The sequence below is a fragment of the Lactobacillus sp. HMSC08B12 genome (assembly GCF_001808415.1).
Classification (GTDB): domain Bacteria; phylum Bacillota; class Bacilli; order Lactobacillales; family Lactobacillaceae; genus Lactobacillus; species Lactobacillus delbrueckii.
The window spans coordinates 1-12,040 of sequence record NZ_KV793126.1 but is presented as its reverse complement, the minus strand read 5'-3'; the positions used below and the strand labels follow the sequence as shown (position 1 = coordinate 12,040).

Sequence of the window (12,040 nt, the reverse complement as noted above, 5' to 3'; positions counted from 1 at the left end):
ATTTTTATTCTTCTTGTCCTTCAGGCGGCAAAAGCACCTTTCGCGGCTTGGAGCCTTCCGGCGGGCCGACTACCCCGTGCTCCTCCAGCTCGTCAATCAGGCGGGCAGCCCGGTTGTAGCCGATTCTGAACCGCCGCTGCAGCATGGAGGTGCTGGCTGACTGCTGGCGGCGGACCAGGTCCACTGCCTGCTGGTAGTACTCGTCGTCAACGTCGTCATCGCTGCTTTCGTCATCATCCCCGGCCTGGGGAATCATTTCCTCGTCGTATTCCGCGCTTTGCTGGCCCTTGACCCAGTCAACGACGGCTTCGACCTCATCGACATCGATGTAGGCCCCTTGAATCCGGTCAGGCTTGGAGGCCCCGATCGGCAGGTAGAGCATGTCCCCCCTGCCCAGCAGCTTTTCAGCGCCGACCTGGTCCAAAATAGTCCGGGAGTCGACCCCGCTGGAAACGGCAAAGGAAATTCTTGACGGCACATTGGCCTTGATCAAACCGGTGATGACGTCCACGCTCGGCCTTTGGGTAGCCAGGATCATGTGGATGCCGGCGGCCCGGGCCATCTGGCCCAGGCGGACGATGGAGTTTTCCACGTCGTGGCCGCCGACCATCATCAAGTCGCTCAATTCGTCAACAACGACCAGAATATAAGGCAAAGGCTCCATTACCGGCCGGCTGGTATCCTTATTGTTCTCAGCCACCTTGCGGTTGTATTCACCCATATTGCGGACGCTGCCGGCAGCAAAAAGCTTGTAGCGCCGCTCCATTTCGTCGACGACTTTTTTCAGGGCCTTGGAAGCCAGGCGGGAGTCAGTGACAACGGGGATCATCAAGTGCGGAACCCCGCTGTAGACTGACAATTCGACCATCTTCGGGTCGATCAAAACCAGCTTGACTTCATCCGGCCGGGCCTTCATCAAGATGCTGGACAAGATCGTGTTGATGGCCACGGACTTACCGGACCCGGTTGACCCGGCAACCAGCAGGTGGGGCATCTTGGTCAAGTCAGCGCTGATGATCTGCCCGGTCACGTCCTTGCCCAAAGGCACCATCAAAGGATGGTCCTTGGCCTTTTGGTCCTGGTGCTCCATGGCATCTTTAAAAGCCACGGACTGGGCCTTCTGGTTAGGCACTTCAATCCCGATATAAGGCTTGCCCGGAATCGGGGCTTCAATTCTGATGTCCTTGGCCGCCAGGGCCAGGGCTAAGTCATCGGCCAGGTTGACAATCCGGGAGACCTTGACCCCGACGGCTGGCTGGACTTCGTAGCGGGTGATGGTCGGGCCTAAGATAGCCTTTTTAACATTGACTTCCACCCCGAAGCTCTTGAAGGTTTCCTCCAAAATAGCCGTGTTCTGCCTGGTTTTATCCTTGTCGCTGGACTGGTCACTGGCCTGGACGGCCTTTAACAGAGACAGGGGCGGGAACTGGTAGTTGTCATCATAGCTGACCGTGCTCTTGTCCAGACCATGGTCAACCTGCTGGTCGGCCAAAATCATCTTCTGGTCATCTTCAGCCTGGCTGCGGGGCTTGGGCAGGTCATCCAGTTCCAGTGAATGAGTGACCGGCGGGTCAGGGTGCTGCTCTGCCACCTGGATTTCCGGCAGGGAAGGCTTGGCTGCCTGCTTCTCTGCCTTCTCTTGCCTTGTTTTTTTCTCCGGCTTGGCTTCTTCGCTATCCCGCCAAGGGTCGGTCAGCTTCCCCCGGTTGTTGGGATCTTTTCTTTGCTGCTCCCTGTATTCAGAGTACTTTCCCTTTAGCTGGCCGGCTCCATCCTTGCTTTGCTGGATAAAGGAGCGGCTAATTTTTTGAAAAGCAGCGACCAGGGAGCGGAATTTGACGTCAAAGAACATCAAGATCCCGCTGATTATGTTCAAAACAGCTAGGCACAGGCCGCCAATCTGGCCTAAAAGCTGGTAGAAGATCCCGTACAGGAAGCTCCCGATCCAGCCCCCGCCGACGCTGACGGTGACATTGGCCCGGGCCAGTTCTTCAAAGATCACGTTCTTGAAGGCGGGCAAAAATTCGCTGTGGACGCTTCTGACATTGAAAAAGCGGCTGGCCAAAATGTACAAAAGGCCCAGGTAAGCCAAAATCAAGCCGCTTGTCCGCTTAAAGCCAAAGCGGGGCGGCTGCCCGTAAATCAGCATGACCAGGCCCAAAATGGCCAGGAAGGCCCCGCCTAAAAGATAGCTGTCCCCAATCAAGAGCCGCAAAAGATTGGCCAGTTCCTTACCCAGCCAGCCAAAGCGTAATAACACCAAAATGGCTACCAGGATCAAGACGATCCCGGTAACCACCCAGCTCAAAGATTCTTCTCTTTTCTTTTTATTTCTGTTTTTACGATTAGCCTGCCTTTTCTTTCGAGGCATTTCTTCACCTGCTCAATCCTTAGAAATTAGGTTCAAAGTCCAAGTTGATCGGTTCATCCAAGGCAACCTGGCTAACTTCATAAGTCAAGGTTTCGATGTATTCAACCAGCGGCCGGCTGAGCAAACGGTAGGTTTCCTGGTCCAGGTCCTGGCCGTCGCCGTGGTAGCCCAGAAGCTGAACGACTTGGGTGTTGGCCCCGCTGATTTCGATGATGTTGTCTTCGTCTGGCGTAACGTCGTAGACAACGGCTACTTCGTAGTAGCCGCCTGCCTCGCCGGCATCTTCAACGCCGTCTTCGCCCGTAGCGACAACCTGGCGGATGGCTACGTTGACTTCGTTCTTTTCTTCTGGCTCATCGAGCAGGTCATAGTGAAAGGCACGAACGATGATTGGGGTCTGCTTGTTAAATTCCATGATTTTACCTCATAAATTTCTTTTTAGCCACTAATGCTTGGGCAGGTTCCGCTGGTAGCGGCCAGGACGGTTGTAGTCGTCCTTGAGCTTGTCGTTTTCATAGTGATGGGACTTTTCCATGTGGGGAAAGCCTTGCTGACGCAGGGCTTCAAAAATTACAATAGCTGCCGAATTGGACAGGTTGAAGGCCCGGATCTTGTCGGACATGGGAATGCGGAGATTGCGGTCCGCGTATTGTCGCATGAAGGTTTCCGGCAAACCGGTCGTTTCCCGGCCAAAAACAAAGTAGTAGTCCTTGCTTTCGTCCGTGTAGTCGACGTCAGTATAAGCCTTGCTGGAGAACTTGGAGATCAAGTACATCTCGGCATTGTCCGGCAAAGTAGCCAGAAAGGCCCGCAGGTCGTCATGGCGGCGGATTTCAACTTCACCGCCGTAGTCTAAAGCGGCCCGCTTGAGATGCTTGTCGTCCAGGCGGAAGCCCAAGGGCTCGATCAAGGCCAGCACCGTGTTGGTTCCTGCGCAGGTTCTGGCAATGTTGCCCGTGTTGTCGGGAATTTCCGGCTCAAACAAAACAATATGGTTAGTCATTTATTTCCTTTCCTTTTCTTCTTGTCCAGCCTGGTCTGCTTCATCCTGGAAACTGTCGTCATAAAGGTGGGAAACCTTCCGGTAGTACCGGTAGACATGGGTCAAAAGGATTTTCATCACCGCGTAGATCGGAATCCCGCCGATCACGCCCCACAGGCCCCAGACTGAGCCGGCCCCCAGCATGACGATAATCGTCGTCACCGGGTGCATCTTCAAGCGGTTGCCGACAACCAGCGGGCTGATGACCCGGGTTTCAATGATCTGCTCAATAAAGAAAACCACTAAAACCTTGGCCACCATCGGCAAATTAGTCACTAAAGCGATGATTAAGGCCGGAATCAAACCGATGAAGGTCCCAAAGTAAGGGATCAGGTTCAAAAAGCCAGCACAGATCGCCAGGGCTGCCCCATAAGGCTCGCCGATAATCGTATAGCCAATGAAGAACATGATCCCCACGCAGATAGCCACGGAAACCTGGCCGATCACGTAAGAAGACACAGCCTGGTTGACTTCATGCAGCAGCTTGCTGGTCGCCTGCTCCCAGCGCTGGGGAGCGAACTTGACCAGAAAAGGCCGCAGTTTGTGTCCGTCTTTCAACATAAAGAAGAGCAAAAACGGAGCTGTGGCCAGGGTCGTGAAGACGGCTGTCGCCACGGTGACCGCGCTGGTTAAATTCCCCAGGGCGCTGGAGACGGTTGACCCCATGCTCTTGCTGAAATTCTTCTGCAAAGAAGTCATCTGCTTTTGCAGAGAATCGCGCAGGCCGCTGAATTTCGGACTGTGCAGGAGCTCATCAACCGCGTTGGTCGAATTCTTCCAGATCGTGGGCCAGTTCTTGACTAAGGAGTCAATCTGGCTCTGGACGACCGGAATCAGGGAATTGATGGCCCAGATCAAGAAGACCGTGACTATGGCAAAAATCACCATGATGGTGACCGTCCGCGGCACCTTGAACTTCTCTTCCAGCTTATCAACCACCGGCTCCATCAGATAGTACTGGACCATGGCCACCAAAAGGGGCGGCAGGATGGCGCTGATGAAGGTGTTGACCGGATTCAAGATAAAGGAAATCTTGTTAAAGACCAGCACGATCACCAGGGCCAAGAGCACATTGATCAAGCCGACGCTGAAGCGGTTGTTAAGCACCCAGTCCGTAAAGAGGCTCGTGTCTCTTTTCTTCATTAATCCAGCCTACAGGTGTTCGTAAACGATTTCGTCGTCGACTCTGAACTTCGGCATTTCCTGGTCTTCTGGCAAGTCCAGGTAGAGGGCGTTGGGCATCGGCTTCTTTGGCACTTTGTCAGTGAAAAAGAGGCTGGCGTGCTGCAAGGCCCGCAAGTTGCTGACCGCCATAGGGCCAACATAGTTGATCAAAAAGGTCGTCCCATCAATGGTCACCGTATCGCCCTTCTTAAGAACGACTGCCTGGGCAGCCTGTTCATCATCAAAGGCCTGGATGACGGAAACGTCCTGCAGTTCATCTTTGGCCGTCTGGCCAAACAAAATTACGACGCGGTCCTTTTCACTGATCGCGTTTGGTCCGATTGCTTTAATTGTAGATATCCATTTCATTTTTATCACCTGGTTAAATTCTAACATACTCACCGGGAACTTAAAGCTAAGAAGAAAAGAATTGTTAATTATTCTTTACGGACGACTATCTCTTATCGACATTTGCTAAAGATAAGCTTAATATTTAAATTAGAGTTATTGTGGAGTAAATAAGGAGGTTTAAATTGCATATTTTAATTGGCGGCTACACCAAGCACGAGTCAGCCGGCATCTACCAGTTTGACTTTATCGGCTCCGGTGACCAGGCCCATCTGGAACAAAGAAGAAACGTCGTTGAAGTCGGCGGGCCAACCTATTTCCAAAAAGACGGTCAGTTCATTTTTACCATTAAGAATGAAAACGGCCAGGGGGGCATCGCGGCCTTTGCAAACGGCAAGCTGGTCAGCCAGCTGCTGCACGAGGGGTCTTCTCCGGCCTACATCGGCATCAACAAGGAAAAGAAGCTGCTCTACACGGCCAACTACCACACTGGGGTCCTGGCCGTCATCAGCTATGATGACCAGGGGCAGCTGACCCTGCTTGACCAGGTCAAGCACGAAAACAAGGCTTTAGGGCCGCGGCCTGAACAAGCCGGCGCTCACCCGCACTACTTTGATGGAACTCCGGGCGGGCACCTGGTTTCCTGCGACCTGGGCCAAGACAGAGTCGACTTCTACGGCTTTGACGGGCAAAAGCTGACCCACCTGGCCAGCTACCAAAACGAAGACGGCTTTGGCAGCCGCCACCTGGCCTTCTCACCGGACGGCAAGTACTTCTACGTGGCCGGTGAACTTTCCAGCCAGGTCAACGTGGTCAAGTTTGACGAAGAAAACTGGATGTTCCGGTCCCTGGCCACCTACTCAACCATTCCGGAAAGCTGGGACCAGTACAACGGGGCAGCGGCCATCCGCCTGTCAAGTGACGGCAAGTTCCTTTACGTGTCCAACCGCGGCCACGATTCAATCGCTGTCTTTGCCGTTTTGCCGGACCAGGCCCTGAAGCTGGTCCAGCGGGTGTCAACTTTTGGCGAATTCCCGCGGGACTTCAACTGGGACGCGGAGGAAAAGTACGTCATTGCCGCCAACCAAAACAGCAATAACGCTACCCTCTACCAGCGGCAAAGCGACGGGACCTTGACCCCGCTGGAAAAGGACATCGCGGTTCCAGAAGGCACCAGAGTTTTATTCACTGATTAAGTTAGGAGTATTTTTTTAGTAACATGCTAGACATTTTCAAAGCCATCATTCTCGGCATCATCGAAGGGGTTACGGAATTTCTGCCGATCTCCTCAACTGGCCACCTCTACCTGGCCGACTACATCATCAAGTTAGACCAGCCAACCAGCTTCATCAACATGTTCATGGTTGTCATCCAGCTGGGGGCCATCTTGAGCGTCATCGTGATCTACTTTAACAAGCTGAATCCTTTTGCCCCGTCAAAGAGCAAGCGGGAAAAAGGGCAGACCTGGCAGATCTGGTTCAAGGTCATCGCGGCTGTCCTGCCGTCAATCATCATCGGCCTGCCACTGAATGACTGGCTGGAAGAAAACATGACCTCCTGGCAGGTAATTTCCGCCACCTTGATCATCTACGGTATCCTCTTCATCGTCTTGGAAAACTACTACGCCAAGCGGCAGCCGAGCTTGACTGATTTAAACAAGATGAGCTATAAGACCGCCCTCTTGATCGGCTGCTTCCAGGTTTTGTCCATGATCCCGGGGACTTCCCGGTCTGGGGCAACTATTCTGGGGGCCATGCTGATCGGGTCAAGCCGCTACGTGGCAACTGAGTTCTCCTTCTTCCTGGCTATCCCGACCATGTTCGGGGCATCGCTTTTGAAGCTGGTAAAGTTCTTCAAGGCCGGCCACGTCTTTTTCGGCAACCAGCTGGCTATCCTCTTGGTTGGCATGGTCGTTTCCTTCATCGTGGCCTACCTGTCAATCAAGTTCCTGCTGAAGTACGTGCAGACCCACGACTTCAAGCCATTCGGCTGGTACCGGATTGTTTTGGGGATCATCGTCATCATCTGCGGTCTGGTATTTGCGTAATCCTTGTATTCACGCGAAAATATGCTATGATTATTGCTTAAGAATAGCAAGCTAGAGGACGGTGAACAAACATGTTAAGTTTGCTTTGCTTACTTTTTATTTTATGGCTCTGTTGGAAGATGGGCGTGGCCCTCTGGCGGGTTCTGATCTTTTTGATCGGGGTCGGCCTGGCCTTTGCCTTGCTCAGCTCAGTAGTTTTGCCGCTACTAGCCATCTGCGCCCTCGGGGGCCTGGCTTGGGCAGTAATCTCAAACGCGTAAAAATAGATAGCAGATGAATAAGAAAAGGAGACAGGCCGGCCTGTCTCCTTTTTTGATTTTATTGTTTTGTTATTTTGCTGCTAATTTATTTCCCTGCTTCTTGCTTCAGCTGCCGCCACAAGCCCTGCATGTCGCCTGGGTCGGGAATCTCAATCTCCCGCTCTTCCCCGCCGAAGGGGTTGGGGAAGGCCAGGTAGAAGCAGTTCAAGGCCTGGCGGGCAAAAGCATCCCTGGCCCCGTATAGGTCGTCTCCGTAAAGGACATGGCCGATAGAAGCCATGTGGATCCGGATCTGGTGGGTCCGACCGGTCAACAGGCGGAGTTCAATTAAACTGGCCCCCGGGACCTGGTCAAGGACCCGGTATTCAGTCAAGGCCCTTTGCCCCTTTGGATTGACCTCCCGCTTGACTGTGTCCCCCACCCGGGCCAGGGGCTTGTCGATCAGGCCGCTTAAATCTCCTTCGGCGAAGTTGCCATGCACGATAGCGTGGTACTTTTTGATAAAATCATCCTTGCCCAGCTTGCTGAAGCGGTCATGGGCGATGGCGTTCTTGCCCAAGAGAACCAGGCCGGAAGTGTCCTGGTCCAGCCGGGTCACGATGTGGGGCTTGACGTAAGCCGGGTTGACCCCCTGCTTTTCAAAGTAAGCCAGCACCCGGTTGATTACCGCGTCTTCCGCATGAAAGCCGGAAGGAATCGACAAAAGGCCGGCCGGCTTGTTGATCACCAAATAGTCAGCCGTTTCTTCAACAATGTCCAGGGGCCGGCGGGAGACCTTGAGCCAGGGGTTGACCGGCTCTTGGCCCATCAAAAAGTGGACCACGTCCCCTTCTTTTAGCCGGTAGCTGCCATTCCGGCGGTGGTGGTTGACCGACATCATCCCGCCGTGGTTCTTGCAGTTGTTGACTGCCCGCCGGGAAAAACCTTTTTTCAGCAAAAAATGACTCAGCTGGCCTGGGTCATTTTTCGCAACAATCATTTTGTATACTTGCACTATCTGTCACCAATGAAGGCGTCGTTGACCCGCTCCCAAAAATGGTGGTGGCCATACTGGTAAAAGCGAATCTCTTCCGCCGCAATTTTATAATCTACTTTCTGCACGTCGGTCAAGCTGATCCTTTCCCCGTCGACGATCACGACCGCCCGGTCGGAAATCTTCGGCACGATGGTGATCCACTCATCCGGGGCAATAACGATGGGCGAGCCCACCGTCCGGAAGACCAGGTTGTTGATCGAGGCAATTTCAGTCAGCTGCAGGGTCTTGAGGCGGGGGTGGATTACCGCTCCGCCCAGGGACTTGCTGTAGGCCGTTGACCCGGTCGGGGTTGACACGCAGAGCCCGTCGCCCCGGAAATTCTCAAAGCGCTCGCCCCCGAGCCAGACCTCAGCTTCCATGGTCTTGGAAATCCGCTTGATTGAGGCTTCATTTAAGGCCAAAAAGCGCTTCTCCCCGCAGCTGGTGGTTACCTTCATGTCCAAAAGCGGGTAGCCCACCTCGTTTTCTTCAACGGGATGGCTGGCCAGGGCGTCAACCAGCTTCTCCATGTCGTAGTTCCGCCAGTCGGTGTAAAAGCCCAGGTGGCCGGTGTGGATACCGGCAAAGCAGACCTTGTCCAGCTGCTGCTTATACTTGTGAAAGGCAGAGATCAAGGTCCCGTCACCGCCGACAGAAATTACCAGGTCGGGATGCTGCTGGTCCTGCAAAATGCCTTTTTCCGCGAGCAGCACCTGCAGGTGCCGGACCGCCACCTGGGTGGTCACGCGGTCATTGTGAACGATAGCTACTTTCATGACTTTTCCTTGCCCTTGTTCTTGGTGAAGATCTTCTGCGCTTCCTTGACCTCATTTCTGATCGAGGACATCTCTTCATCCAGCTGGTAGGCAGCTTCCGCCGTCCGCTTGAGCCGCTCAGAAATATCTTCCGGGTAGGCCCCCTGGTACTTGTAGTTCAAGGTATGCTCAACCGTGGCCCAGAAGTTCATGGCCAGAGTCCGGATCTGGATTTCCGCCAAAAGGCGCTTGGCCCCCTCGGGCAGATAAACCGTGTAGGCCACCACCATGTGGTAGGACCGGTAGCCGGACGGCTTGGCATTTTGGATATAGTCGCGCTCTTCGACGACTTCCAGGTCATCGCGGGCATGGAGCAGGTCAACGACCCGGTAGATGTCATCGACAAACTGGCACATGATCCGGATACCGGCAATGTCCTGCATGTCGGTTTCGATCACGTCCGGGCTGATGACCCGCCGCTGCATTTTCTCTTTAATGGAGTCGACCGTTTTCACCCGGCCAACCACGAATTCTATTGGCGAATGCTCTCCCTTGGTCAAGAAACTCTGCCGAAGAGCTCTGAATTTAACTTTTAGTTCATTTACGGCTTCATTGTATGGCCATAAAAAAGTATCCCAATCAGTAATCACAGACATTTTCCTTCCATCTCAAACAAATTCATTTTAACATAGATGTTAGCGAAAGCACCAACGCAAGCTTTTTAATTTTTATCTAACAAAGGAGCCTTAAAAAATGAGCAAAAACCGCGAAATTGAAGCCAAAGTCGCCCTGGACCAGGCCAGCTATGAGGCTATCGTCGCTGCCTACCCGGTCAAGAGCGACTTCAAACAGAGCAACCACTATTTTGACACCCCGGACAAGCAGCTAAAAGAAGACCACAGTGCCCTCAGAATCCGCTGCTTCCAAGACCGGGCTGAGGAAACCATCAAGGTTCCGGTCAAGAAGCTGCAGGAGACCTACCATGAAAGCCTGGAAATCAATGATGATTTAACCCTGCCTGAAGCCGAGGACCTTTTAAAAAAGGGCCGGCCAAGTCTGACTGGCAATGTTGGCCAGTACCTTTTAGAGCATTACCCAGACAAAGCCAGCCAGCTGACCCTTTTTTCCTGGAGCAAGACCCGGCGGATCCTTTTAGACGGGCCAAAGGGCTGCGAGCTGACTTTAGACCAGACCAGCTACCCGGACGGCTACCAGGACTGGGAAATGGAAATTGAAAATGACTCCCCGGCTGCTATCAAGGAAGCCCTGGCAGAAATTAAGACCCGCTTTGCCCTGCCGGTCAAGTCAGCCAACAACCAGAGCAAGATTGCCCGGGCCAGCCAGCATGCCAAGTAAAAATAGGCGAAAGCTTTTCTTTTGTTTTCAAGTAAAAGCTTTGTTAAAGTAGCAGATGAAGCAAAAATTGGAGGTCGACCATGTTCGAACTTTTTCTGTTTATCAATCCGTTAGGTTTATCCTGCTACCAGCTTGAAAAACGCATCCGGCTATTGGCGGAAGAACTGCAACTTGAAATTTCCGTCAATTACATTCCCCTGGTAACCATGGAAGCCATGAAAGCCGACATGGTCAAGCGGAACTGGAACTTCAACACTTCCATCAATTTAGCCAATTATCACAATGCCTCAGTCAGCGCCCAGAGCTTTTACTATGCCGTGCAAATCGCTTATGGCAAGAAGAAGGCCAGGAGCTTTTTGTTCAAGTTGCAGGAAAGTTTGAGTGACGGCCAGCGGTCTTATTCCCCGGCCTTGGCTGAAGAATTGATGGAAAGCCTCAATATCAAGCCAAAGAAAATTTCATCTACTTTGAAAGATGCCTGCCTTAAAGACGTCATTGCCCAGGACCAGCAGCTGGCCAGGAAATTCCAAATCACGGCCCTGCCTTCAACCGTGATTTTTGACGACCAGATCGATGACAGCGGTCTCTTGCTTGATGGTGAATTAAGCGACGACGACCTCCTGCAAATTTTCCAAAACAGCGCGGACAGCTGCCTTGAACCCTTGATGCAGCTAACGGAGAATGCTCCACTTTATTATCCGGTCAGCCACCTTCATCTCTTATAGCCAGCCTCTCCTTTAGGGGCTGTTTTTTTGCTGCAAAAATTTCAAGAGCCAGCTTTTCTCCCCCGGCCTGCGCCAAGTGGAAAAAGCTTCCTTGGGCAAAGTAAAGACAGTGTAGCCGGCCAGGTACATCAATTCCCCCAGCTTCTGACCCAGCTTGCTCTTTTCCTTCAGCTGCTGGTCCAGATAGTCCCGCTCCTTGACCCAGTCATCGGCCAAAGGCGGGGGCAAAAGGGGACTAAAGTGCCATAAAGCGGCAATTCCTTCCGCGTCCAAGGCGAAGTCCACCTGCCGGTACAGCAAGGTCTGGCTGACAGGGGCCTGCCTTATTTGGTACTTCAATCTAATCAAGCCTGCCTCTTGGTGGATTTCTAGATAATAGCTTCCCCAGCACCGGTTTTCCCGGAAAAAGATCAGCTGGGTCTGCTTTAGCTTTTCCCCTAAAAAATGCCGGCGGCCGACCAACCAGACATCCTCAATCCCAATCGCCTGGTAAAGGGCATGCCGGTGGGCAAACTCCCCCTTGCTTAAGGGCGCGCACTGAACTTCAAAGGCCAAGAGCGGTGTGGCCAAAATGTCAGCCCGCAAGGCACCGTCAGCCAGCGGCACTTCAGCTTTCGCATTTAGCCCCGCCGCGGTCAAAGCGGCTTTGAGGAGCATTTTTCCCTGCCGGTGCTCCTCTTGTTCTCCTAGCCCCCGGTAAGCCTGGTAGTGCTTGAAAAAAGGCTCTGCCTTCTGCGATAAAACCAGGATGACCGGTTTCCGGCAGCGCGGGCAGCGGTAGACTTCCTGGTTGAGATAGGCCGGGTTCTCCCGGACCTTGCCGGCCTCACTGACGGCCAGGACCAGTTCTTTATTTAACAAAGCTGCGTACAAAATAATCCCCCATTAACTAGTACGCCAAAAAGGGGAGATTTTTTTAAAATAGGCAAAACATACTAACCTAGTGTTGGATGATTA

The 12,040-nt window shown here is 53.0% G+C and carries 14 protein-coding genes; 5 read left to right on the top strand and 9 right to left on the bottom strand.

All coding sequences use genetic code 11. From position 1 onward, the window contains the following. Window positions 1-4 precede the first annotated feature (4 nt). From HMPREF3168_RS02570 to HMPREF3168_RS02550, 5 genes are read right to left on the bottom strand one after another with little or no spacing between them, the layout of a single operon-like run. Complete coding sequence (locus tag HMPREF3168_RS02570; RefSeq protein ID WP_070488360.1) at window positions 5-2,371, bottom strand: FtsK/SpoIIIE family DNA translocase; 2,367 nt, start codon at window positions 2,369-2,371, stop codon at window positions 5-7. Between the two features lie 19 nt (window positions 2,372-2,390). Further along, window positions 2,391-2,786 carry a DUF1149 family protein gene (locus HMPREF3168_RS02565; RefSeq protein ID WP_003614079.1) on the bottom strand — a complete coding sequence of 132 codons (396 nt, stop codon included), beginning with the start codon at window positions 2,784-2,786 and terminating at the stop codon, window positions 2,391-2,393. A gap of 30 nt (window positions 2,787-2,816) precedes the next feature. Continuing rightward, window positions 2,817-3,374, bottom strand: coding sequence for a tRNA (cytidine(34)-2'-O)-methyltransferase (locus HMPREF3168_RS02560; RefSeq protein ID WP_070488358.1), 558 nt, complete (start codon window positions 3,372-3,374; stop codon window positions 2,817-2,819). Next, window positions 3,375-4,556 carry an AI-2E family transporter gene (locus HMPREF3168_RS02555; RefSeq protein ID WP_003614074.1) on the bottom strand — a complete coding sequence of 394 codons (1,182 nt, stop codon included), beginning with the start codon at window positions 4,554-4,556 and terminating at the stop codon, window positions 3,375-3,377. It abuts the gene before it with no gap. Between the two features lie 9 nt (window positions 4,557-4,565). Then, window positions 4,566-4,946, bottom strand: coding sequence for a PTS glucitol/sorbitol transporter subunit IIA (locus tag HMPREF3168_RS02550; protein ID WP_070488356.1), 381 nt, complete (start codon window positions 4,944-4,946; stop codon window positions 4,566-4,568). Between the two features lie 164 nt (window positions 4,947-5,110). On the opposite strand from HMPREF3168_RS02550, the gene HMPREF3168_RS02545 reads away from it, so the two are divergent. The 3 genes from HMPREF3168_RS02545 to HMPREF3168_RS02535 all read left to right on the top strand — a co-directional run bounded on the left by HMPREF3168_RS02545 (window position 5,111) and on the right by HMPREF3168_RS02535 (window position 7,232). Beyond that, window positions 5,111-6,121: a lactonase family protein gene (locus HMPREF3168_RS02545; RefSeq protein ID WP_070488354.1), complete on the top strand. Its 1,011-nt coding sequence runs from the start codon at window positions 5,111-5,113 to the stop codon at window positions 6,119-6,121. A gap of 23 nt (window positions 6,122-6,144) precedes the next feature. Continuing rightward, complete coding sequence (locus HMPREF3168_RS02540) at window positions 6,145-6,972, top strand: undecaprenyl-diphosphate phosphatase (protein WP_003614066.1); 828 nt, start codon at window positions 6,145-6,147, stop codon at window positions 6,970-6,972. Between the two features lie 71 nt (window positions 6,973-7,043). Beyond that, window positions 7,044-7,232 carry a hypothetical protein gene (locus tag HMPREF3168_RS02535; protein ID WP_002877046.1) on the top strand — a complete coding sequence of 63 codons (189 nt, stop codon included), beginning with the start codon at window positions 7,044-7,046 and terminating at the stop codon, window positions 7,230-7,232. Between the two features lie 85 nt (window positions 7,233-7,317). Here the strand turns inward: HMPREF3168_RS02535 and HMPREF3168_RS02530 are convergent, their stop codons facing one another. From HMPREF3168_RS02530 to HMPREF3168_RS02520, 3 genes are read right to left on the bottom strand one after another with little or no spacing between them, the layout of a single operon-like run. Next, window positions 7,318-8,211 carry an RluA family pseudouridine synthase gene (locus HMPREF3168_RS02530; protein WP_003614076.1) on the bottom strand — a complete coding sequence of 298 codons (894 nt, stop codon included), beginning with the start codon at window positions 8,209-8,211 and terminating at the stop codon, window positions 7,318-7,320. 14 nt (window positions 8,212-8,225) lie between these two features. Then, window positions 8,226-9,023 (bottom strand): NAD kinase, encoded by a 798-nt coding sequence (locus HMPREF3168_RS02525; protein ID WP_003614098.1) that lies wholly within the window; start codon window positions 9,021-9,023, stop codon window positions 8,226-8,228. Further along, the gene (locus tag HMPREF3168_RS02520) at window positions 9,020-9,652 is read right to left on the bottom strand and encodes a GTP diphosphokinase (RefSeq protein WP_003614078.1); all 633 of its coding nucleotides are present in this window, start codon (window positions 9,650-9,652) and stop codon (window positions 9,020-9,022) included. The genes HMPREF3168_RS02525 and HMPREF3168_RS02520 overlap by 4 nt, the downstream gene beginning before the upstream one ends. 103 nt (window positions 9,653-9,755) lie before the next feature. Here HMPREF3168_RS02520 and HMPREF3168_RS02515 point away from each other — a divergent pair, with 103 nt between their 5' ends. Then, window positions 9,756-10,358, top strand: coding sequence for a CYTH domain-containing protein (locus HMPREF3168_RS02515; RefSeq protein ID WP_070488352.1), 603 nt, complete (start codon window positions 9,756-9,758; stop codon window positions 10,356-10,358). 80 nt (window positions 10,359-10,438) lie between these two features. Then, on the top strand, window positions 10,439-11,083 hold the full coding sequence (locus HMPREF3168_RS02510; RefSeq protein WP_013439233.1) for a DsbA family protein: 645 nt from the start codon (window positions 10,439-10,441) through the stop codon (window positions 11,081-11,083). Between the two features lie 12 nt (window positions 11,084-11,095). Here HMPREF3168_RS02510 and HMPREF3168_RS02505 read toward each other — a convergent pair whose 3' ends face one another. Continuing rightward, on the bottom strand, window positions 11,096-11,956 hold the full coding sequence (locus HMPREF3168_RS02505) for a competence protein CoiA (protein WP_016396423.1): 861 nt from the start codon (window positions 11,954-11,956) through the stop codon (window positions 11,096-11,098). Window positions 11,957-12,040: the final 84 nt, after the last annotated feature.

Excerpts from the sequence above, each read along its gene's own strand:
- HMPREF3168_RS02560 (WP_070488358.1), bottom strand. The coding sequence starts at position 3,374 with ATGACTAACCATATTGTTTTGTTTGAGCCGGAAATTCCCGACAACACG.
- HMPREF3168_RS02515 (WP_070488352.1), top strand. The coding sequence starts at position 9,756 with ATGAGCAAAAACCGCGAAATTGAAGCCAAAGTCGCCCTGGACCAGGCC.
- HMPREF3168_RS02535 (WP_002877046.1), top strand. The coding sequence starts at position 7,044 with ATGTTAAGTTTGCTTTGCTTACTTTTTATTTTATGGCTCTGTTGGAAG.
- HMPREF3168_RS02530 (WP_003614076.1), bottom strand. The coding sequence starts at position 8,211 with ATGATTGTTGCGAAAAATGACCCAGGCCAGCTGAGTCATTTTTTGCTG.
- HMPREF3168_RS02570 (WP_070488360.1), bottom strand. The coding sequence starts at position 2,371 with ATGCCTCGAAAGAAAAGGCAGGCTAATCGTAAAAACAGAAATAAAAAG.
- HMPREF3168_RS02550 (WP_070488356.1), bottom strand. The coding sequence starts at position 4,946 with ATGAAATGGATATCTACAATTAAAGCAATCGGACCAAACGCGATCAGT.
- HMPREF3168_RS02555 (WP_003614074.1), bottom strand. The coding sequence starts at position 4,556 with ATGAAGAAAAGAGACACGAGCCTCTTTACGGACTGGGTGCTTAACAAC.
- HMPREF3168_RS02540 (WP_003614066.1), top strand. The coding sequence starts at position 6,145 with ATGCTAGACATTTTCAAAGCCATCATTCTCGGCATCATCGAAGGGGTT.
- HMPREF3168_RS02510 (WP_013439233.1), top strand. The coding sequence starts at position 10,439 with ATGTTCGAACTTTTTCTGTTTATCAATCCGTTAGGTTTATCCTGCTAC.
- HMPREF3168_RS02565 (WP_003614079.1), bottom strand. The coding sequence starts at position 2,786 with ATGGAATTTAACAAGCAGACCCCAATCATCGTTCGTGCCTTTCACTAT.
- HMPREF3168_RS02525 (WP_003614098.1), bottom strand. The coding sequence starts at position 9,023 with ATGAAAGTAGCTATCGTTCACAATGACCGCGTGACCACCCAGGTGGCG.